Source organism: Silvanigrella paludirubra (assembly GCF_009208775.1).
GTDB lineage: Bacteria > Bdellovibrionota_B > Oligoflexia > Silvanigrellales > Silvanigrellaceae > Silvanigrella > Silvanigrella paludirubra.
In genome coordinates, this window is sequence record NZ_WFLM01000006.1 from 66,541 (window position 1) to 88,716 (window position 22,176).

17 protein-coding genes are annotated in these 22,176 nt (G+C 31.3%); 12 read left to right on the forward strand and 5 right to left on the reverse strand.

Annotation, left to right across the window (positions count from 1 at the left end):
- Positions 1 to 41 precede the first annotated feature (41 nt).
- Positions 42 to 1,724, forward strand: a complete 1,683-nt coding sequence (lnt, locus tag GCL60_RS15740; protein WP_161998249.1) for an apolipoprotein N-acyltransferase — start codon at positions 42 to 44, stop codon at positions 1,722 to 1,724.
- Here lnt and GCL60_RS15745 read toward each other — a convergent pair.
- Complete coding sequence (locus tag GCL60_RS15745; RefSeq protein WP_153421633.1) at positions 1,721 to 2,512, reverse strand: transporter substrate-binding domain-containing protein; 792 nt, start codon at positions 2,510 to 2,512, stop codon at positions 1,721 to 1,723. The two genes, lnt and GCL60_RS15745, sit on opposite strands and share 4 nt — an antisense overlap.
- A 147-nt stretch (positions 2,513 to 2,659) precedes the next feature.
- On the opposite strand from GCL60_RS15745, the gene GCL60_RS15750 reads away from it, so the two are divergent.
- Positions 2,660 to 3,574, forward strand: a complete 915-nt coding sequence (locus GCL60_RS15750; protein WP_153421634.1) for a cation diffusion facilitator family transporter — start codon at positions 2,660 to 2,662, stop codon at positions 3,572 to 3,574.
- Between the two features lies 1 nt (position 3,575).
- On the opposite strand, the gene lipB is transcribed toward GCL60_RS15750, so the two are convergent.
- From lipB to GCL60_RS15770, 4 genes are read right to left on the reverse strand one after another with little or no spacing between them, the layout of a single operon-like run.
- Entirely contained in the window at positions 3,576 to 4,229 is a 654-nt protein-coding gene (gene lipB / locus GCL60_RS15755; RefSeq protein ID WP_153421635.1) for a lipoyl(octanoyl) transferase LipB, read from the reverse strand.
- A 1-nt stretch (position 4,230) separates the two neighbouring features.
- Positions 4,231 to 5,523 (reverse strand): phosphonate ABC transporter, permease protein PhnE, encoded by a 1,293-nt coding sequence (gene phnE, locus GCL60_RS15760; protein ID WP_153421636.1) that lies wholly within the window; start codon positions 5,521 to 5,523, stop codon positions 4,231 to 4,233.
- Positions 5,523 to 6,320: a phosphonate ABC transporter ATP-binding protein gene (gene phnC, locus GCL60_RS15765; RefSeq protein ID WP_202614050.1), complete on the reverse strand. Its 798-nt coding sequence runs from the start codon at positions 6,318 to 6,320 to the stop codon at positions 5,523 to 5,525. Before phnC ends, phnE begins: the two co-directional genes overlap by 1 nt.
- Before the next feature lie 27 nt (positions 6,321 to 6,347).
- The gene (locus tag GCL60_RS15770) at positions 6,348 to 8,708 is read right to left on the reverse strand and encodes a lytic transglycosylase domain-containing protein (RefSeq protein WP_161998250.1); all 2,361 of its coding nucleotides are present in this window, start codon (positions 8,706 to 8,708) and stop codon (positions 6,348 to 6,350) included.
- On the opposite strand from GCL60_RS15770, the gene GCL60_RS15775 reads away from it, so the two are divergent.
- The 10 genes from GCL60_RS15775 (at position 8,674) to oppF (ending at position 22,166) form a co-directional block, all read left to right on the forward strand.
- The gene (locus GCL60_RS15775) at positions 8,674 to 9,639 is read left to right on the forward strand and encodes a sensor histidine kinase (RefSeq protein WP_153421638.1); all 966 of its coding nucleotides are present in this window, start codon (positions 8,674 to 8,676) and stop codon (positions 9,637 to 9,639) included. The genes GCL60_RS15770 and GCL60_RS15775 overlap by 35 nt on opposite strands.
- Entirely contained in the window at positions 9,605 to 10,324 is a 720-nt protein-coding gene (locus GCL60_RS15780; protein WP_161998251.1) for a response regulator transcription factor, read from the forward strand. The genes GCL60_RS15775 and GCL60_RS15780 overlap by 35 nt, the downstream gene beginning before the upstream one ends.
- A 198-nt stretch (positions 10,325 to 10,522) precedes the next feature.
- Entirely contained in the window at positions 10,523 to 12,391 is a 1,869-nt protein-coding gene (locus tag GCL60_RS15785) for a bifunctional homocysteine S-methyltransferase/methylenetetrahydrofolate reductase (RefSeq protein ID WP_153421640.1), read from the forward strand.
- A gap of 33 nt (positions 12,392 to 12,424) precedes the next feature.
- Positions 12,425 to 12,715 (forward strand): 2Fe-2S iron-sulfur cluster-binding protein, encoded by a 291-nt coding sequence (locus GCL60_RS15790; protein WP_153421641.1) that lies wholly within the window; start codon positions 12,425 to 12,427, stop codon positions 12,713 to 12,715.
- Position 12,716: 1 nt separating this feature from the next.
- On the forward strand, positions 12,717 to 16,235 hold the full coding sequence (metH, locus tag GCL60_RS15795) for a methionine synthase (protein ID WP_153421642.1): 3,519 nt from the start codon (positions 12,717 to 12,719) through the stop codon (positions 16,233 to 16,235).
- Positions 16,236 to 16,589: 354 nt separating this feature from the next.
- Positions 16,590 to 18,245, forward strand: a complete 1,656-nt coding sequence (locus GCL60_RS15800) for a peptide ABC transporter substrate-binding protein (protein ID WP_153421643.1) — start codon at positions 16,590 to 16,592, stop codon at positions 18,243 to 18,245.
- A 100-nt stretch (positions 18,246 to 18,345) separates the two neighbouring features.
- Complete coding sequence (oppB, locus tag GCL60_RS15805) at positions 18,346 to 19,266, forward strand: oligopeptide ABC transporter permease OppB (RefSeq protein WP_153421644.1); 921 nt, start codon at positions 18,346 to 18,348, stop codon at positions 19,264 to 19,266.
- Between the two features lie 16 nt (positions 19,267 to 19,282).
- Positions 19,283 to 20,209 (forward strand): oligopeptide ABC transporter permease OppC, encoded by a 927-nt coding sequence (gene oppC, locus GCL60_RS15810; RefSeq protein WP_202614051.1) that lies wholly within the window; start codon positions 19,283 to 19,285, stop codon positions 20,207 to 20,209.
- Positions 20,210 to 20,226: 17 nt separating this feature from the next.
- The gene (locus GCL60_RS15815) at positions 20,227 to 21,192 is read left to right on the forward strand and encodes an oligopeptide/dipeptide ABC transporter ATP-binding protein (RefSeq protein ID WP_153421645.1); all 966 of its coding nucleotides are present in this window, start codon (positions 20,227 to 20,229) and stop codon (positions 21,190 to 21,192) included.
- Positions 21,189 to 22,166 carry a murein tripeptide/oligopeptide ABC transporter ATP binding protein OppF gene (gene oppF / locus GCL60_RS15820; protein WP_153421646.1) on the forward strand — a complete coding sequence of 326 codons (978 nt, stop codon included), beginning with the start codon at positions 21,189 to 21,191 and terminating at the stop codon, positions 22,164 to 22,166. Before GCL60_RS15815 ends, oppF begins: the two co-directional genes overlap by 4 nt.
- Positions 22,167 to 22,176: the final 10 nt, after the last annotated feature.

The window sequence follows — 22,176 nt, forward strand, 5'->3', positions numbered from 1 at the left end:
ATTTTTTAAATAAAGAGATAATTTAATTTTTGAGGTAAATGGTGAAATTAAATTTAAAAGAAATATTTGTTAATCGTTTCCAAAAATTTACATGGAAACATTTTCCTTCTCATAAAGATTTATTTTTATGCTTTCTAAGTGGCGTTTTATTTTCTTCCACTTTCCATTCTTTAAATTTCTTACCACAGTGGTTTCGAAATTTTAATTTCATTTTACTCTCTCCTTTATTTTTTAGTTTAATGAATTTAAACAAAATTCATAAGACAAAAGTGCGCATATTTCATTTTATAGTACTTGTTTTTATTTTTTCATTCCCTCTTGAATTTATTGGTTTTACATGGATATTTACTAGTATAAAATATTTTTTTGGTTATTCAACTTTATTAACAAGTTTGGTTTATTTTTTAATTTGTTCATTATCTTGCATTTACTATTTATTCCTTTTATCCCCTTTTTTTATCCTTTCGCAATTCAAAAAAGATAAATATTTTAAAATAATTTACTTATTTATAATTTCAATTTTAATGGCTACTTTAGAGCATATTTATCCAAGATTATCCAATTGGTATTTTGGCTACTCTTTTTATTACAATATTAACCTAAGCCAAATTGCGTCTATACTAGGTTCTTATGGATTATCTTTTATACTTTTTTATAGTAATTTATCATTTTCCTTTCTTTTTTATTCTAAAACAAATTTAAGTTCCATATTATATAAAAAAAGTTATATAAATTTGGGAGTTTTATCATCATTTATAATAATTTTAAATATTATTAGTCCTTACATTTTCATAACTAATGATAATAAATTTATAAAAATAGGATTTATTCAACCAAATTTTACTGTGATTCAAATAAATAATGATCTAACAATTGACCAAGATAAAAAACAAGAAAACTTAGAAAAACTCCTAATAAATTTAGATAATCCTAAATTAGATTTAATCATATTACCTGAAAGCGCCATTTATTATCAATTTGGTTTTAGTCCAGAAAAAATGACTGATATTGTAAACACTTCTAAAAAATTACAAACACCAATACTTCTACAAAGTGTTTTACCTTCTGATTCAAAAGAAAACTTACGTTTTAAAAATAAATATTCAGATATAATTGAGATAGAAGCCGCTGAATCAAAGTCATTTGTAATTTACCCAAATGGAAATACTTCTAATTTTTATACAAAGTGGAAACTCATGCCACTTGGTGAAGAGCTTCCTTTTAGTCATTTATTTCCAAAAATAGCCGACAAATATCTTATAGAAACAAAACAAACCATAAAGTTACTAAATGGAAATAAAGCAATTCCACTTAATTTTAAAAATTACAAAATTGGAATCTTTATTTGTTATGACTCTATTGATGAGAGTTTAAGTAATTTATTATCTCAAAACGGTGCACAATTTTTTGTGAATCAATCTAATTTTTTATGGATGGCAAAATCAAATGCCACTTTTGTTTTTTCTATAATAAATCAATTCAAAGCAATAGAAACAAATAAAAGCTTACTATTTTTAACTAATAATGGACCTACTTTATTATTTAATAAAAATGGAGAAGTTATTTTTAATAATAAAACTATATTTTCACAAAATGCTGGCTATTTAGAAATTCCAGTCAATCAGGATATTAGTTTTTATAGCAAATATTTTTTGGAAATAAAATATATTTTTGTACTTATAAGTATCATTTGTCTTATTTTATTTTTTAGAAAATTAATTTAAATATTTCCTAGATTTTTAATTATTAATTTATTAATTTTTTTTATTAAATTCCCATCCATTTTTTTTGAACAAAAGAGTGTTCTTTTATTTCCTACTTTTATATCATTAACTTTTTTAAATGCTAAATTTTTATTCATTTCGATGCTATTATTTTTAAAATAACTAAATTCATTTTCTGACATAATCATATAATCAGCTCTATTCATTATAATTTGTTGCAACATATTTGAGTTTTCAACAAAAGTTAATTTTAAGCCATTTCCTAAATCATCTTCTAATCTAGAAGAATCAATAGTATACTTTTTATTTTTAAGAAGTAACTCATCTACATATTTTCCATAAGAAAATCTAAACTTAACAAGCATAACTAAACTATAGTCTAACATAATTTCATTTAAAGTAGAATATTTATCAAATCGTGTATCATCTTTTCTAGTAACAATAATATAAGGCTTATCTTGATAAAATGGAACACTATAAATTCCATAATTTTTTCTTATATTTGATAATATGGCATAACCTGAACAAACATTTAATTTATTTTCTTTAATCACAATGTGTGTACGAGCAGCAGGAAATTCATGAAATTCATATTTTACATTTAAATTTTTAAAAACTTTGTCTAAGTTTTTAAATAAAGTACCATCTTTTAAATTTTTAGTATTTTCATCAATCATATAATAAGGAGGCCTTACTTGATAATGAATGATAATCTCTTCGTTTTCACTTGCCATTAAATTAAGAGGCGAAAGAATCATTTTAATGAAAAAAAAGAATAATAATTTCATAATTACAAACCTCCATTACAACAATACAATGATTCTAGTTATTTACAATTTAAAGCCTCTATAAATTTGACTAAATCACAAATAAAAATATTAAATTTAAATATGGAAATGGTATATTTATTTAATCTTGAATTTATTGGAGCCAATATGAGTGAAGAAACAGAGCATAATCATTCCCATGGTTTTTCAAAAGCAAAAGAAAAACCTTTAATAATAGCATTACTTTTAACCGGAACTTTCTTTTTTGTAGAATTATTTACAGGAATTTTTTCTGGAAGCCTTGCTTTAATATCCGATGCTACTCATATGCTAACTGATGTTATTGGAATAGCAATTGCTCTAGTTGCAATCAAAATTGCAAAAAGACCCGCTGATTTAAAGAGAACTTATGGATATTACCGGTTCGAAATATTAGCTCCCTCTTTTAATGCATTTTTATTATTTTTTGTTGGAATTTATATTATTTATGAGTCTTATGAAAGATTTATGAATAAAGATACGGTTGATTTAAAAATTGGACCTATGTTTTTTGTTGCAATTGCAGGTTTAATTATTAATTTAATCAGTATGAAAATTTTAAGTAGCGGTAAAGATGGGAACTTAAACTTAAAAGGTGCTTATCTTGAAGTCATGAGTGACATGATTAGTTCTGTTGGAGTTATCATTGCAGCAATTATAATTAAATTTACAGGTTGGAAATGGGTTGACTCAATAATAGCAATTGCTATTGCGCTATTTATCATTCCAAGGACATGGTCATTATTAAAAGATAGTATGAATATTTTACTTGAAGGAGTTCCAAAAGGAATAAAATTAGAAAATATGAATTCAGAATTATCAAAAATTGAAGGTGTTTTAAATATTCACGACTTACATGTTTGGGCAATCTCTAATGATAAAATTAATTTTACAGCTCACATTGTTTATTCAAAAAATTATAACCAAAATAAAATTTTAAATGAGATTAAAGAAGTTCTTGAACATAAATTTCACATCACCCACGTAACAATTCAATTGGAACTTGAAAACTGTGGGCAAGATAGGGAACATGGAAATAAATAACTTAACTTATTAACTTCTCTTTTATTTTTCCAGCTAAATACTGTTCTACTTCCTCATATTTAACAGAAAGCAATTCTTTTTTATCACTCAATTCCCTAACAGACATTTCTAAATTGATTACACCTCTGCCTTTTAAACCACAGGGAATGATATTAGAAAAAGTTTCGAGTGAATTTGTCACATTAAATGCAATTCCGTGTTTTGTTACTTTATCTTTAATGCGAATTCCTATAGCACCAATTTTATTTTGTCCTACCCAAACACCCGGATTTATTTCATCCCGATTTGCACTAATTCCAAAATGAGCAGCGGTTTCAATCATGGCTTCTTCCAAGGAATTTACATAGGAACGTACCGTATGGCGATATTTATCAATATGAAAAATAGGATAAATAACAATTTGTCCTGGTTCGTGGACAGTGACACTGCCACCCCTATCAATTTTATGATACGCAACTCCTTTATATTTGAGTTGCTCAGGAGGTATTAGCATGTCTTCCAATAATTCTCTTTTGCCCATTGTTACTGTAGGAGGATGCTGAACTACTAAAATAACACCTTCCTGATTTGAATTTTTAGATATTTCAGAATGAAGTGACTCCATTAAACCTAAAGCATCACCATAAGGTAACAACCCTAAATACTTAATTTCCATACTACTGAATTGCCTCACGAATTCTTGCCGAAAGAAAGTCCATTCCCCAAACTACTAAAAAAATTAAAAAGGCAAGACTTCCTACTTGTGTCCATCTGGCAAGCATTTGTTCTTGAATTAAAATACTTCCAATACCACCGCCGCCAACAAGACCAATAACGGTTGCCATGCGAACGTTGATATCCCAACGGTATATTGTAAATGCAAGAAAGGGAAGAATAACTTGAGGAACAACAGCGTACCAAACGACAGAAATTCGATTTGCACCTGTTACTTGAAGTGCTTCGATAGGACCTTCATCTACACCCTCTACCGCTTCAGAATATTGTTTCACTAAGCTTGAAACACTATGAACCATAAGAGCCATAGCACCTGCAAATGGGCCTATACCAATCCAGACTGAAAATAAAATAGCCCAAATAAGAGGCTCAATAGAACGTGTGATATTCATGTAAGAGCGAATTAAAAAGTAAAAAGATCTCATTAAATAACTATGTCTAGTTAAATTTCGAGAAGCAAAAAAAGATAAAACAAAGGCTACAGGGACACTAAAAAATGTGGCAATAAAGGCGAGGTAAATAGACTCCGCTAATTTTCCTAACGCTTTGCTAAAATATGTTAAATCGTTTGGAATACATTGAATATGAAATAATTCAGCCTTATTTATAAAAATTGCATTATGAGCTTTTACAAATAAATTTAAAAACCACTGTAAGCCATCGTATAAGGAAAATGTACCAATGGATTCACCTACACCGGGAACACCACAGGCAAGTTGCAAGCTCAAACGACCTGCCCCTAATAAACCATCAATTTGTAATATTTTTGAGACACTTACATTGATTAAAACTAAACCTGTTACAAGAGTAATAATAACTAATATATAAGCTTCGCATCTAGCAAATTTCCAATGATGATTTAATTTAATAGAATCTTCTGGATTTGTTACTTGTAATTTAGAAAGACTTGCAATCCAAGAACCAAAACCCTTACATTTTAAAGAAATAAAAAAACCGATTATAGCGCCTATTGCAAATAAGATAAAAAACCATTTCCAAGGAAATTCAAAGTAACGACTATCAAAATTTATTTTTTGAATTAAATTTAAAGCGAACGCATTAGGCTCTTCAGAGTAAGCTAAGTTTTCTATAAAAGGAAGTATAATAGAAAATACAAGAATTTTGCCTAAAAATATAATAAAATAAGCCCAGACAAACATTTCTATAAAAAGACCGGCAACAGCTCTTTTACGACGCTTGGATTCCATCATTGGAATAAAAGAAGGGAATTTCATTAATGTATCTCCACTTCTCGAGCGTCTGCTCCATAAATATCTTTAAACCATTTTTCCGTGATATCGGTCGGCTTTCCTTCAAAAACCAATTCCCCATTTTTTAATGCAATGACATGCGTTGAATAATCGCGTACTAAGCTTAAAAAATGCAAATTACAAACAACCGTAATATTTCTTTTTTGATTTAAATCTTTTAAATAATTCATAACCGAATAACTGGTTGTAGGATCTAAAGAGGCAACAGGCTCATCGGCAAGTAATAAATGAGGATTTTGAACCAAGGTACGAGCAATGGCAACTCTTTGTTTTTGCCCACCGGATAATCCATCAGCTCTTACCAAAGCTTTATCTGAAATACCGACAATTTTTAAAGCATCATAGGCATCATCAATCCATTCTTGAGGCCATTTTTTAAAAATACCTCCTAAAAAATGATCATTAAATTGACCAAGACGACCCATTAAAACATTATTTATGACATTACGACGGTTGATTAAATTAAAATGTTGAAAAACCATCCCTATTTTGGTTCGAACTTCTCTTAATTTATGCTCATTCACATGAGTTATTTCTTGTCCTTCAAAAGAAATTGAACCCGAAGTGGGTTCATGAATTCGATTTATACAACGCAATAATGTAGATTTTCCTGATCCTGATAATCCAATTACAGAAAGAAAAGCCCCTTTGGGGACATTAAAACTTATTCCTTTTAAAGCTTTTGTGCCATTTGGATAAGTTTTGACAAGATTATTCACTTGCAAAATATAATCATGATTTTGCTCCGTCTGTAATGTCACACGGTAACCCCTTTAATTTTATTTCGATTAGAAAATATTAAGTTTTGTAAATGGATCAGGCAATGACTCACCGAAATCCAGATTATAACCCTCACTATTTCCTAGTTGGACTCGATAATAAATGTCAAGGTATCCAATGACTTTTGATACATATTTTTTTGTTTCTTGAAATGGTATATTTTCATAAAATTCATCAATTGATAAAGAATTATTTTGACCTATCCAACGATTTACAGCTTCTGGTCCACTATTATAAGCGGCTGTTGCAAGTAAGTAGTTCCCTTTATATATTTTAAGTAACATTCTTAAATACCAAGCAGCATATGCAATCGACTGTGAAGGTTCTTTTAGTAAACTAATATTAAAATTTTCCTTACCAATATGCTTTGAAATATTTATTCCTGTATATGGCATAATTTGCATTAAACCTATAGCTCCTACAGAACTTTCGGCCAAAGGATAATAAAGAGATTCTGCACGCATAATAGATAATAACCAAAAAGGATCAATATCTGCTAATTTAGATGCATTTTGAACGTCATTCCAATAGGCTAATGGAAAATTTAATTTCCAATAATTCGTTTTTTCAGTCCAAATTTCATCTGCGCCATATTCATCAAGAGTATTTGGAAAGTTATTTCTTGCTAAATCAGAAGCCATTTTATAATCTGTAGCCATATAAGAAAGATTAGCTAGCATTATAATTTGATTCTTTTTTAATTTTTTTAAGTTTATTTTTTTAATATGAATCATAGCAACATCATTTAAATTATAAGACACAAGTTTTCTAATATATTCTAAATTTTTATCTTTAAGTTTTCTTTTGATAAAAGGATTATTTTTTGATGTATAAAAATCTTTAAATTTTAAACCTTCGTTCATTAAATTTTTTTGATTTGAAGATTTTAATTTCCACCTAGAAAATATTGGATAAGGATAATCTGAGTTTTTTTGAGAAATTTCAGTTAACTTTTTACTATATTTTTCTTTATCCCCATTTTTTTTATCAATTAATGCTAACCAATATTGAAATTTTGTATTTGTAGATTCTTTTTTATTTTGTGTTAAAAAATTCTTACCCACTTTTTCAGCTTCATTTAATTGATTTGATAAATAATACTGCCAAAACAAAAACCAATCTTGATCTTCTTTCGCATTAAAAAGAGTCATTTGATTTGTAAAGTTAGCTGAATCAGAATGTTTACCTGCATAATGTAACGACATCGCATATTTTGTTCTTGCCGTATCCGCTAATTTTGAATTTGGCATTTCTGTGAATAGTTTGTAGTAGGATTGAGCTGCATTATTTGGTTGATTCAAGGCATTATATACTCGACCTTGCATATCTAATATTTTGTCTTTAATAGTTAAATCATTATATGCTTTGGAATCAGATAAATAGTTTAATAAAAGCTCAGCTATATCATATTCTCTTGCCGACATTAATAGGTCAATAATTCCTAATATTTTTTCTTTTTCTTGTTGATTTAAAGTATCTGAAGATTTATTTGGTATAGGATTAAATGGATTGATACCAACCAACGCTAATATATAATTACGCGAGTCTGCTTGTTTACCAATTCTTTTGTAAACTTCTCTAGATAAATATTGAAGGTTTTCTTCTCTAAAATATAAACTACCTAAACTTCCGCCTGAACATTCTATTTTTGAAAGTATGTTCATTGCTTCTCTTCCCGATTTTTCTAATGGATAAAATAACAAAGGTTTCTTTAAAAAAGATAATGTTAAATTTGGTTGATTAAAAAACATAGCTGCTTGCGCTAGTTTTACCAATACATCATTCAGTTTTTCCCAATTTGTATTTTGATCAATTATAGAAGAGTGGACTCTATAATATTCAATAGCTTCCGCTTTTAATCCCGAATCTAATAAAGCATCTAAATATAAAGGAGCGATTAATGGAAACGTAATTGTATTTTTTTTACTTGATAAAGATTTTAATAACAAAATTGTTCCTGAATAATCTTTTAATTTATATAAATATTCACCATAATAAATTCGAAATAAATTGGATTGCATTTCATTCATTTTGGCTTTTTTAGGCTTCAAATATTTAATTGCTATATCTATATATGATTTTTCATCGGCATCAACGGCAACATTTAAAAGACCAAGATAGGAATAGATTTGATCCTCTACCGTTTTTTCTTTCATTGCCTGTTTTTTAATTTCTTCAAGTGATTTAAGTTCTTGTTGGTTTTTTTGTTTTAAAAAATCTTGATAAAAAGTGATATACTTTTTACCCATGATTTCTGAATTGGTGCTTTCTCCAGCGAAAGATTTTTGTATAATACTAATGCTGCCTATATAGGCAAAAATATAAAGGAAGAGCATGCTAAAAAAACTTAAATGGCTTCTGCATCCCATATCAATTCTTATCCTCGCCCAAATCTGTTGGGGACTATTAATGTTTGTCTGGATTAGATGGTACATCCTAAGAAGCCAAGAGATAAATAGCTTCATCGAAAAAATTCCCGTTCCTGCCACAAGTTCAGGGCAGTGGGTTATCCTTTCGCAAGGATGTATCTTAATGGGTTTCATACTAATAGCGTTGTACATGATTTTTGTTAGCCAAAGACGTTTATCTCGAATTACAAAAATGCAAGACACCATTCTTAGCAATGTTACCCACGAACTTAAAACTCCTCTTGCTAGTATACGCCTTTATGCGGAAACGATGCTACTTCGAAACGTACCCGAAGAAGAAAGAAAAAAATTTTTAACACGAACTCTAAAAGAAACAGAGCGGTTGCAAAAGTTAATTGATACCGTTCTTATTTCTGCAAGGCTCGAATCAGATAAATCTTCCTTAGCACATAGTCGTATTAATTTAAATGAATTGCTTACAGGATGTTTTAATCAAGTGAGAGATCGTTTTGGCGATTTACGAACTTTTGAATTTCAAAATCTTTCTTTAAAAGAAGAGAATGCACATTTTATTTGGGGTAATCCTTACCATTTGTCAATGCTATTTGATAATTTACTTGATAATGCTGTTAAATACACAAATAAAGGTGGGCTAATTCAAGCTGGGGTGTTATTAAAAAAAGATTCCTTACAAGTTTTTATAAAAGATAATGGTTTTGGAATTGAAAAAAACAATTTAAAAAAAATATTTAAAAAGTTTTATCGAATTGAAAGAAATTCAAAAATGAAGGTACAAGGTTCAGGACTTGGTTTATCTGTATGTCAATCTATTGTTAAAGAACATCATGGAAAAATTTTCGCTTTAAGCGATGGACTACATAAAGGAACAACATTTTATGTCGAACTCCAAAGACTTTCTCCTCATTGTTGAGGATGAAGAATCAATTGGTGAAGGATTAAAGTTTAATTTTGAAGCAGAAGGTTTTGAAGTTATTATTATCTCAGATGGCTTAGAAGCAGTTGAGTTTATTAAAACTAATTTTGAAAAAATATCTACAATTGTTTTAGATATTATGCTACCTCAATTAGATGGATATGAAATTTTAAAAAAAACTCGAATTCTTGCTGAAAGAATTCCTATTTTAGTTTTAAGTGCAAAAAGTTTAGAAAATGATCGTATAAAAGCTTTTGAATTAGGTGCAGATGATTATGTCACAAAACCATTTAATCTATCTGAAATTATCCTAAGAGTTAAAAGATTAGTTCAACGTAAAAAATGGTATAAAACAGATGGAATTCAAACTCCTAAAACGTTTGGTCTCTCCATTTTTGATCCCGAGAGACTAACAATCACAAGAAATGATGGTGTCCTTCATCGCATCTCACCAACAGAAGGACTACTAGTTCAAGTGTTTTTAGAAAATGAAAATAAAATATTAACTAGAAATGATTTGCTTCAAAAAGTATGGCAATATGACGCAATAATTGAAACACGAACGGTTGATGTCTTTGTAGGAAAGCTTCGTAAATATATTGAAAAAAATGCTGCAAAACCAGAATTCATAATTTCCGTACGTGGCGTGGGTTACACCTATATTTCAGAAAATAAAAATTGAAATTTTTATTCGATTTAAAAACACTCGCATCTTGCCGTGCCATAAAATACATGTCATAATTTTTTTACAATGTTAATCGACATTGGGCGAAACTGAATTTTGTTTTGCTTTACCTAAACTCTTTTGTTCTCTCGCCCTTTGTGGCTGCGTTGTGTGGTTATCCACTGTGAGACAAAATTTAATGGAGTGGGTCAATATATGACTAAAGCCGCTGTTTCTATAACACCACTATTGTGTTGTCGTTCTTTCCGATCTTCTCTTGAAAAAGGAGAATACATTCTTTTAGGAGGATCAACTGGTACCTTACTCTATGAGAAAGGCATCTTTATCAACCGCTCCTTTGAAGAAGTAAATCTTTCTCAACCCGATTTAGTGTATCAAATTCATACTGATTTTATTAATTCAGGCGCTCAAATTATCAGTACTAATACTTGGGGAGCAAATTCCTTAAAATTAAAATCTTTTGGTTTAGAAAATAAAATAAAAGAAATAAATACATCAGGCGCTAAAATCGCTCGTAAAGCTGCAGGAACAAACTGTTGGGTTGCAGGAACAATGGGACCTCTTGGCGTTCGCATTGAACCATGGGGACCCACTTCTCTCGATGAAGCTAAAGACATCTTTAAAGAACAAGCAAGTGCTCTTATTAAAGGTGGAGTCGATCTTTTTATATTAGAAGGTTTTCCTGATTTATCTGAAATTCATCAGGCCATTTTAGCAATTAAAGAATTAGATAATTTTCCCATTATTGCCATGATGAGTATTAATGAAGAAGGTTACAGCTTATACGGAACAGAGCCTGAGTGGTTTATCAGAAAATTAGATGAATGGGGAGCCGATGTCGTTGGTGTCGATGGCGGAAATGGCCCTGCACCCATGATTGAGTTGTTAAAGAAAATAAAAAAATCGACAACAAAACCTATTATTCTTTATCCCAATGCGGGTCAGCCGCGCATGGTTGATGGTCGACTCATTTACATGGCAAGCCCAGAATACATGGGAGAATTTGCAAGACAGGCTCTTTTAAAAGGAGCACAATTATTAGGTGGCAGTAGCGGAACTTCGCCTGCTCATACTAAAATTATGTCTGGTGCCATTCGACAAGCTAAAGCGTTTGATATGACTGAACATAAGGTAACAGATATTTCTGATCACCCTATTCATGTTCATACCACAAACGTACCAAGAACGTTACAAAGCAATTGGTCCCAAAAAATAGCCGATGGTAAATTTGTTGTCAGTATGGAACTTCTCCCTCCTAAAGGGCTAGAAATTGAAAAAATACTGGAACGTTCTAAAATATGCAAAGATAATAATATTGATGCTATTAATATTCCTGATGGTCCAAGAGCATCCGCAAGAATGAGTTCTCTTGCAACAGCTTGTATAATTGAGCGTGAAATTGGGATTGAAACCGTGTTACATTATGCTTGCCGAGACCGAAATTTATTAGGCATTCAAAGCGATCTATTAGGCGCTTCTGGCTTAGGAATTAAAAATATTCTTTGCATAACGGGAGATCCTCCCAAAATGGGACCTTATCCAAATGCAACAGCTGTATTTGATATCGACGCAATTGGTCTTGTAAATATGGTAACAAGATTAAATTCGGGACTTGATCTTGGTGGATCTAGCATAGGTCGTCCTACTTGTATGAGCGTTGGCGTGGGTGCAAATCCTGTGGCATCCGATATTGAAAAAGAAAAATCTCGTTTTCGTTATAAAGTAGAAGCTGGTGCAGAGTGGGCAATCACTCAACCCGTTTTTGACTCCGAATCTTTATTTCGTTTTTTAGAATTTTCATCACAATTTTCAATTCCTATTATAGCTGGTATTTGGCCTTTAAAAAGCATTCGTAATGCTGAATTTATGGCCAATGAAGTCCCCGGTGTTTATGTTCCAAATAAAGTTCTTGAGCGTATGCGCAAATGCAAGACCGCTGACGATCAAATGGAAGAAGGAATTTTAATTGCACGCGAATTAATTGAAGAAATTAAATCTTCCGTTCAAGGATTACAAATTAGTGCTCCACTTGGAATGGTTGATTTTGCTTTAAAACTTCTTTAATTTTTTATCCTTAAATAAACACCGGAAATACTTATGTCAAAACCAATTATTCATTTTGTATTAGAAGATATGGACGTAGAAGCTCCTGTTGGCGCTTCCTTTCAAGAAATTGTTCAAGCAAGTGAAGCCGACGTTACTTTTGGCTGCCGTAACGGAACATGTGGAACCTGTCGTATTCGAGTTGAAAAAGGAATGGAAAATATCTCAAGTTTGGAAAGAGAAGAAAAAGATTTTTTAGAATCTATAGAATCACCATCAAACGAAAGATTAGGCTGTCAAATTCGAATAAATGGAAATTGTTCTATTAGTTATATAGGTCTTTAAAATGAAAAAAACGATATCAGAAGCAATAAAAGAAAGAGTTCTTATTCTTGACGGCGCAATGGGAACACAAATATTTAATCACAATCCTACCATTGAAGATTATGGTGGAATTGAATTTGATGGTTGCGTTGAACTATTAAATGAAAGAAGGAAAAATTGGATCCAAGAGATTCATCATAATTATTTTCAAGCTGGATGTGATGCTGTAGAAACAAATACGTTTGGTTGTAACGAAATTGTTTTATCTGAATTTGGAATTGCAAATAGAACTCTCGAATTAAATATACAAGCCGCAAAACTAGCAAAAGAAGTAGCAAATAGCTATCAAAGTTCTAAATATGTCATAGGAAGTGTTGGCCCAGGAACAAAATTAATTACTTTATTACAAATTGATTATAAAACTTTATATCAAAGTTATTATACTCAAATGAAGGGATTATTATTAGGTGGTGTTGATGTTATTTTAATTGAAACATGCCAAGATATTAATCAAGTTAAAATTGCAGTAAGAGCTGCAAAAAAAGCAATGAATGAAGTAAATAAACAAGTTCCAATTTGGACTCAAGTTACTATAGAAACATCTGGAACAATGCTAGTTGGTAGCGATATTCAATCTGCCTTAACAGCAATTGAGTGCTTAGGCGTCGATGTTTTAGGTATGAATTGTGCAACAGGCCCAGATGAAATGAGACAGCATATTGCTTATCTTGCAGAAGCTTCTCCGTTCGCATTAAGTGTTTTGCCAAACGCAGGATTACCGCAAAATGTTAGTGGCAAAACAGTTTATCCTCTTGGTCCCGTCGATTTTGCAACAAAAGTTATTACAATGGCGAAGGATTTTTCACTAAATGTGATCGGTGGTTGTTGCGGAACAACTCCTGAACATATTAAAGAATTAGTGAATCAAGCAAGTAGCTTAAATCCTGGTATAAGAAAAGGAAAATACGAAAGAAGTGTTAGTAGTTTATATACGAGCGTACCTTTAGACTTAGAACCAAAACCTCTTTATGTTGGTGAAAGAACCAATGCAAATGGTTCTAAAAAATTTCGCGATTTATTAGCTATTAATGATTATGATGGCCTTGTTCAAATTGCAAAAGGTCAACTAAAAGAAGGGGCACACATTTTAGATGTTTGTGTTGCTTATGTTTCTCGTAACGAAACAGAAGATATGGAATTATTATTAAAAAAACTTGTTACCCAGGTTAATATTCCAATCATGATAGACTCCACTGAAATTCCGGTTATTGAGAGAGCTTTACAAATTGCTCCCGGTAAATGCGTTGTTAATTCAATTAATTTTGAAGATGGCGAAGAAAAAGCACGAAAAATTCTAGATCTTTGTAAAGAATATGGAGCATCTATTGTTGCATTAACAATTGACGAAGAAGGAATGGCAAAAACTGTAGAACGTAAACTAAATATTGCAGAACGAATTTATAATTTAGTTGTTCATGAATATAAAATGAATCCTGGTGATCTTATATTTGATCCATTAACGTTTACTTTAGGCAGTGGTGATGAAGAGTTTAGAAAATCAGCTATTGCAACGATAGATGGAATTAAATTAATTAAAGAAAAATTTAAAGGTGTAAGAACAATTTTAGGATTATCAAATGTAAGTTTTGGTTTAAATCCTTATACTCGACAAATTTTAAACTCATTAATGCTTTATCATTCTGTTAAAAATGGTTTAGACTTAGCAATACTAAATGCATCAAAAATAATTCCAGTTGCTAAAATAAGCGAGGAAGATCGTAAATTATTTAATGACTTAATATTTGATAAAAGATCTGAAGATTATGATCCGTTGAAAAAAATTCTTCAAAAATTTTCTGATGTAAAAAAAGATTTAAATCAAGAAACTACAAAAAGAAATTCTTTATCTGTAGAAGAACGGCTTAAATTAGATATTATTGATGGTGAAAAACAATATATTTTTGAGGACTGTAAAGAAGCTCTAAACAAATACCCACCTCTTCATATTATAAATAATATATTATTAGAAGGTATGAAAGTTGTTGGAGAACGTTTTGGAGCAGGTGAAATGCAATTGCCATTTGTACTTGAAAGTGCAGAAGCAATGAAAACAGCCGTTCGAGAACTTGAACCTTATATGGAAAAAAAATCGGGATATAGCAAAGGAAAAATGATCATTGCAACCGTAAAAGGTGATGTTCACGATATCGGAAAAAATTTGGTCGATGTTATTTTATCAAACAATGGCTTTGAAATTTTAAATTTAGGAATTAAACAACCTATAGAATCCATATTAGAAAAATATAAAGGCTCAGGAGCTCATGTCATTGGAATGAGCGGTTTACTAGTGAAGTCAACTGCCATTATGAAAGAAAATTTAGAATACATGGCTCTGCATAACCACTCCATACCAGTGATATTGGGAGGAGCTGCTCTTACTAGAGAGTTTGTCGAAAAAGAATGCCAATCTGTATACAAAGGTCCCGTTTTTTATGCTTTTGATGCTTTTGAAAGTTTAAAAATAATGGAAAAAATTTGTGACCTAAAACAAGAAGAATTAACTCCTGAAAAAATATCTGAAATCCGTAAATACGCAAAAGCTACAGAAAAAGGAGCAGAGTCAGATAAAAAAGAACCTGATAATCAAATAAAAGTTATTCGTAAAAGCGAAAAAACGATGCAGGCCGATGAAAATGGACAAAGTCCATGGGTTCGTAAAAATGAGAAAATACCAATCCCACCTTTTTGGGGAACAAAAATAAAAGAAGAACCTTTAAAAAATATTTTTGAATATATAGATGAATTTGCATTAATAAGAAGCCGTTGGGGATTTTCTCAAGGTAACATGACAGAAGAACAATTTACTGAAATTTTAAAGAATAAAGCTCAACCTTTATTTGAACAAATGAAGAAAAAATTTATTGAAGAAAATGTAATAACCCCAAAAGCAATTTATGGTTATTTTCCTGTTTGTTCTGAAAATGACAAATTAATTGTATATGAACCAAATACGCGCGAAGGAACTCCAGTAGAAAGTAGAAAAATAATTGCCGAATTTTATTTTCCGAGACAAAAATCAGGAAAAATTTTATGTATTTCGGATTATTTTCAAAATATTAAATCTGGAAAAATAGATACTCTTGGCGTTCAAATTGTAACTTTAGGGGAAGAAATTTCACACATTACAAAAAAACTCTACGACGATGGGAATTTTACAGAATATTATTATCTTCATGGCATAGCAACAGAGCTAACAGAAGCATATGCTGAAGTTATACATAAATTAATCCGAACGGAATTAGGAATAGTTGGAAATGATGCAAAAAGCCTAAGACAACTTTTTAGCCAAGGTTATCAAGGATCCAGATTTTCATTTGGATATCCCGCATGTCCAAATATGGAAGGAAATAATACTTTATTAAATTTACTTGAAGCAGATAGAATTGGGGTAAAAATATCAGAAGCCTTCCAAATGCATCCAGAGCTTACAACAAGCGCTCTTGTTTCATGGCATCCACAGGCGAGATATTTTACAACTTAATGAATTAAAAATTAAGTTTTATAAAATAAATATTAAAATAAAACTGAAAAAATTATCAATTATTATAAATAAAAATTAAATCTGAAAAACCCACAAAATAATCTAAACATAAAAAGAAGATATAAATTTAGACATAAGTTTACTATAAAAAATAAGAATTAAATTATAATTACTATGTTTATTTATTAACAAACATAACAAGACATAAATTGTTTAATTCAAATGTAATTGGCAATTTATTGAATAAAAAACCCTTATTTTCGTTGACAGTTGGTCAATAATCGGCTACTAAGTCAATAGCATAAAAAAATATAGCCCTTAGGTATTCCACTTACTAACCTGATCGGAGAGTTCATGACTCTAATCAAAACTTCTGTTTGTACACGTTTTTTTGTCCCTGCTTTTCTCTCTTTGTTTAGTTTAACAATAAACGCATATGCAGCCGAGGTTCCTGCAGGAACCAAACTTGCAAAAAAGCAAATATTTAACGTTGGTATTGGTGCTGAAGCGCCAACTTTAGATCCCCAAAAAGGGCAAGATAATGTGAGCGCAAGAATTGGTTACGATCTCTACGAAGGTCTTGCGACCGAAAATGAAAAAGGGGATATCGTTCCTGGTATTGCTTCAAAATGGGATATTAGCAAAGATGGTCTCACCTACACTTTTTATATTCGCCCAAATGCTAAATTTTCAGATGGCTCCCCAATTACAGCAGAAGACGCCGTTTTTTCTATAAGAAGACTCGTTGATCCTAAGCTAGCATCTCCTTATGCTGAGCTCATTTCTATGGTTAAAAATGCTGAAAGTATCGCATCAGGCAAAGCAAAACCCGAAGAACTTGGTGTAAAAGCAATTGATCCGAATACAGTTCAAATAACATTAACAAAATCGACTCCCTATTTTCTGAAATTAGTTGCTTTTGCAAATTTAGCCATTGTAAAAAAAGCAAATGTAGAAAAATTTGGAGAACAATTTACACAACCAGGCAATCTTGTTTCTAGTGGTGCTTATAAATTAAAATATTGGAAAATAGGTGATAAAGTAACAACAGAAAGAAACCCTAATTATTGGAATAATAGCAAAACAGTGATTGATACCGTAAATTATTTTCCAATTTCTGACGTTAATACTGAATTACAAATGTTTCAAACAGGACAACTCGATTTCACATACGATATTCCTTCTGATAAATTTCAAGATTTGAAAAAAACATTAGGCAAACAATTATTTGCAAAGCCTTATTTATCAATGTACTTCATAGATTTTAACAATAATATCGCTCCTTTTAAAAATAATCCGAAATTACGCCAAGCACTTTCCATGGCGATAGATAGAAAAGTTATTGCAGAAAAAGTAACAGGACGCGGTGAAATTCCTTCTTATGACATTGTTCCCTTCGGAACATCGTCATACAAGCAGCAAAATTACTCATGGGAAAAATTAACTCCAGAGCAACGCATTGCGGAAGCACAAAAGTTATATAAAGAAGCGGGTTATTCTAAAGAAAAGCCTTTAACAATTTCTTATTCATACAATACGAATGCATTACATAAAAAAGTAGCAATCGCACTTTCCTCTATGTGGGAACAAAATCTTGGGGTAAAAGTTTCTTTAACAAACCAAGAATGGAAAGTATTTTTAACTGAGAGAATGGAAGGAAGGTACGTTACAGCACGTGATGGATGGATTGCGGATTATAATGATCCAAGTTCATTCTTGGATTTATTTCAATCAAAATATCCTCAAAATAATTCAAAGTATAAAAACCCAAAATACGATGAACTTATTACAAAAGCTTCTTTAGAACAGAATTTGGAAAAACGTTCCAAAATCCTTGAGCAAGCGTCTTTAGTAATGATGAATGATTATCCAGCAATTCCACTTTATACTTACGTAACAACCCACCTTGTAAAAAGTCATTTAGGTGGGCATAGTGGAAACAATCCTTTAGATCATCAATACACAAGAAATTTTTATATTATAGACAATCTAACTTCTGCAAGTCGATAAAATATTCTAAGTAAACATTCTATTTGTTTACTTAGAAATCTTAATTGTTGTTAGTTTTCAAAAGATTTTTTTTATTACTTTAAGTCGAGGTTTGGCATTTATGGTTTCCTATACTATAAAAAGATTTCTTGGCGCTTGGCCAACATTAATTGTCCTAATTACTTTATCTTTTTTTCTTATGCGTGTTGCACCAGGTGGTCCTTTTTCGGGAGAAAAAGTTCTAAGCGCTGCTGTTCAAGCAAATCTTGATGCTAAATATCACTTAAACGATCCTATTTTTGTACAATACCTAGACTATTTATGGTCACTTGCAAGAGGCGATTTTGGTCCTTCCTTTAAATATCCAGATTGGACTGTAAATCAATTGATAAACCAAGGCTTCCCAGTTTCCTTATGGATTGGTGGCTGGGCTATGTTTATTGCAATTATTATTGGAGTTCTTGTTGGCTCCCTTGCTGCTTTTAAACAAAACACCTGGGTAGATTACATAGCAACAGGAATGTCAATGACTGGAATTTCCATTCCAAGCTTTGTTACAGCACCTATGTTTACTCTTTTGTTTGCGGTTGTTCTTGGCTGGGTGCCTGCGGGTGGATGGAATGACGGAGCATTTTTAAATATGATCCTACCTGTTACCGCGCTGGCTCTTCCTCAAATTGCTATTATTAGTAGGATCATGCGAGGAAGCATGATTGAAGTTTTACGAAGTAACTATATTAGAACAGCAAAAGCAAAAGGAATTCCAAATCGAATTATTCTTTTTCGACATGCGATTCGCCCAGCTATTCTTCCGGTAATATCCTATCTTGGACCAGCTACAGCTGGAATTATCACGGGCTCTGTTGTGGTTGAACAAATATTTAGTCTTCCTGGTTTAGGCAGTTACCTTGTTAAAGGTGCCCTAAACAGAGATTACACCTTAGTTTTAGGATCTGTAATTTTAGTAGGAGCACTTATTATTGCATTTAATTTTATTGTAGATGTTCTTTACGCAATGATAGATCCAAAAATTAAATATTAATAAGGATAAATTATTTATGTCTACCACACCGAGTATTACCAACATGAATAAAAAAGCAATTGTTCTAAAATCAATTGAGAAAAATACTGAAATAAAAGGAAGAAGTCTTTGGAAAGACGCCATCCGGCGACTGTCTAGGAACAAAGCCGCCGTTGTTAGTTTATTTGTTTTATTTTTTATTACAATTTTAGTTATTTTTGCTCCCTTATTCTCTCACTATGAAATGCAAGATACGGATTGGAATGCCATTGGTTTATCGCCAAGTTTTTCAAATTTACATTTTTTTGGGACAGATGATTTAGGTAGAGATGTTTTTGCAAGAACACTTTATGGCGGAAGAATGTCTCTTCTAATTGGTATTATTTCAAGTATTGTCAGTGTTGTTATTGGAATAGCATATGGAGCTACCGCTGGTTTTCTCGGTGGAAAAATAGATGGATTTATGATGCGAATAGTCGATATTATCTATTCGTTACCTTTTATGTTTTTTGTTATATTATTAATGACTTTTTTTGGACGAAATATCTTTTTAATTTTTATTGCTATCGGCGCTGTAAATTGGCTTGATATGGCCCGTATCGTTAGAGGACAAACTTTAAGTTTAAAAAGTAAAGAATTCATTGAAGCTGCACATGCTGGTGGTGTAAACTCTCCAACAATTATTATGAGACATATTGTTCCTAATATTTTAGGTATTGTTATTGTCTATGTTACTTTAACAATACCCCAAGTTATATTAACAGAATCTTTTTTAAGTTTTTTAGGTCTTGGCGTTCAAGAACCCGCTACAAGCTGGGGAGTTCTTATTAATGACGGAGCACAAAACGTAACAATTGCTTGGTGGCGTCTGGTTTTTCCAGCATCTTTTTTAGTAATCACATTATTTTGCTTTAATTTTATCGGTGATGGTTTACGCGATGCTCTCGATCCAAAAGACCGCTAATATACTGGGGTGTTTTCATGACTTTACTAAGTGTAAATAATTTAAATGTTTCCTTCGCTACTCCAGATGGTTTTGTGAAAGCTGTCAATGGAATTAGTTTTTCTTTGAATCCAGGAGAAGCTTTAGGAATTGTTGGGGAATCAGGTTCTGGAAAAAGCCAACTTGTTTTAGGCTTAATGGGACTTCTTGCTCAAAATGGAAAAACAACTGGAAGTGTTAAATTTAATAATAATGAACTAATAGGTTTAAATCAAAACGAATTTAATAAAATTCGTGGCGATAAAATATCTATGATTTTCCAAGATCCAATGACATCATTAAATCCTTATTTAAGAATATCAAAACAAATGACTGAGGTTTTGATGTTTCACAAAAATATGAGTTATAGTGATGCAAAAAATGAATCTATAAAAATGCTTGATCTCGTTAAAATTCCTGATGCAAAAAACAGAGTGGATATGTATCCACATGAATTTTCTGGTGGGATGAGACAGCGTGTAATGATAGCCATGAGCCTACTTTGTAAACCTGATCTTTTAATTGCAGATGAACCGACAACAGCATTAGATGTTACTGTTCAAGCTCAAATTGTAACTTTACTTTGTGAACTTAAAAAAGATTTAGGAACAGCAATTATAATTATTACCCATGATTTAGGAGTTGTTGCTGGAATTTGTGATAATGTTATGGTTATGTATGCAGGAAGAACTATGGAATATGGTCCTGTAAATCATATATTTTACACCCCACAACATCCTTATACACAAGGCTTATTAAAATCAATTCCAAGACTTAATGATGAAACTTATGGAGATCTTCCCACAATACCAGGAAATCCTCCGAGTCTTTTAAATTTACCAAAAGGCTGCCCTTTTCAAGAAAGGTGCCTATATGCAGAAGAAAAATGCACTGTAAAACCACCACCTCTTGTTACTTTTGGAAATGATCTTAAAAAAGCATGTTATTTGGAGATCCAACAATGAGTGAAACCATTTTATCTGTAGAAAATTTAAAGGTACATTTTCCAATTGCAAAAAAAGGATCTTGGTTTAAAAAAGTAACACTTAAAGCAGTTGACGGTGTTACTTTTGATCTTCAAAAGGGAGAAACTTTAGGTGTTGTTGGTGAGTCTGGCTGTGGTAAATCGACACTTGCAAGAGCCATTATGCGACTCCTTCCTGCTACTGAAGGAAATGTTACTTTATTAAATAAGAATTTATTGGCTCTAGATAAAACTAAAATGAGAGAAGCTCGTAAAGATATTCAAATGATCTTTCAAGATCCTTTAGCATCTTTAAATCCAAGAATGACAGCGGGTGAAATCATTGCAGAACCCTTAAAAACATTTTATCCCAAGTTATCTAGCAATGAAATAAAAGCCAAAATTACAAATTTAATGAATTTAGTAGGTTTAATTCCTGAACATATAAACCGTTATCCTCATGAGTTTTCTGGTGGTCAATGCCAAAGAATTGGTATTGCACGCGCTCTTATTTTAAACCCTAAAATAATTGTTTGTGATGAACCTGTGAGTGCTTTGGATGTTTCAATTCAAGCTCAAATTGTAAACTTATTAAAAAAACTACAAAGAGATCTTGGCTTAACTCTTGTTTTTATTGCACACGATCTTAGCATCGTAAAACACATTAGCGATCGCATTATGGTTATGTATTTAGGCAGACCTGTAGAAATTGGAACCCGTGAACAAATATATAAAAATCCATTACATCCTTATACAAAAGCATTGTTATCTGCAGTTCCAATACCTGATCCAGAACTTGAAAAAAATAAAGTGGTTCAAATTTTACAAGGCGATCTACCTTCTCCAATCAATCCGCCGAGTGGCTGTCGTTTTAGAACACGCTGTCCTGTGGCCGAAGCAAGATGCGCACAAATTGAACCGACATTAAAAAAATCAAATTCAGGAGCATTAACAAGCTGCTTAAAGGTTATTTAATTTATGATTC

What these genes read in the sequence shown, in the direction of transcription:
- GCL60_RS15750 (WP_153421634.1), top strand. Translation starts at nt 2,660, where the DNA reads ATGAGTGAAGAAACAGAGCATAATCATTCCCATGGTTTTTCAAAAGCA.
- GCL60_RS15745 (WP_153421633.1), bottom strand. Translation starts at nt 2,512, where the DNA reads ATGAAATTATTATTCTTTTTTTTCATTAAAATGATTCTTTCGCCTCTT.
- GCL60_RS15775 (WP_153421638.1), top strand. Translation starts at nt 8,674, where the DNA reads ATGCTAAAAAAACTTAAATGGCTTCTGCATCCCATATCAATTCTTATC.
- oppB (WP_153421644.1), top strand. Translation starts at nt 18,346, where the DNA reads ATGGTTTCCTATACTATAAAAAGATTTCTTGGCGCTTGGCCAACATTA.
- phnE (WP_153421636.1), bottom strand. Translation starts at nt 5,523, where the DNA reads ATGAAATTCCCTTCTTTTATTCCAATGATGGAATCCAAGCGTCGTAAA.
- GCL60_RS15770 (WP_161998250.1), bottom strand. Translation starts at nt 8,708, where the DNA reads ATGGGATGCAGAAGCCATTTAAGTTTTTTTAGCATGCTCTTCCTTTAT.
- GCL60_RS15815 (WP_153421645.1), top strand. Translation starts at nt 20,227, where the DNA reads ATGACTTTACTAAGTGTAAATAATTTAAATGTTTCCTTCGCTACTCCA.
- GCL60_RS15785 (WP_153421640.1), top strand. Translation starts at nt 10,523, where the DNA reads ATGACTAAAGCCGCTGTTTCTATAACACCACTATTGTGTTGTCGTTCT.
- GCL60_RS15800 (WP_153421643.1), top strand. Translation starts at nt 16,590, where the DNA reads ATGACTCTAATCAAAACTTCTGTTTGTACACGTTTTTTTGTCCCTGCT.
- metH (WP_153421642.1), top strand. Translation starts at nt 12,717, where the DNA reads ATGAAAAAAACGATATCAGAAGCAATAAAAGAAAGAGTTCTTATTCTT.
- GCL60_RS15790 (WP_153421641.1), top strand. Translation starts at nt 12,425, where the DNA reads ATGTCAAAACCAATTATTCATTTTGTATTAGAAGATATGGACGTAGAA.
- GCL60_RS15780 (WP_161998251.1), top strand. Translation starts at nt 9,605, where the DNA reads ATGTCGAACTCCAAAGACTTTCTCCTCATTGTTGAGGATGAAGAATCA.
- lipB (WP_153421635.1), bottom strand. Translation starts at nt 4,229, where the DNA reads ATGGAAATTAAGTATTTAGGGTTGTTACCTTATGGTGATGCTTTAGGT.
- oppF (WP_153421646.1), top strand. Translation starts at nt 21,189, where the DNA reads ATGAGTGAAACCATTTTATCTGTAGAAAATTTAAAGGTACATTTTCCA.
- oppC (WP_202614051.1), top strand. Translation starts at nt 19,283, where the DNA reads ATGTCTACCACACCGAGTATTACCAACATGAATAAAAAAGCAATTGTT.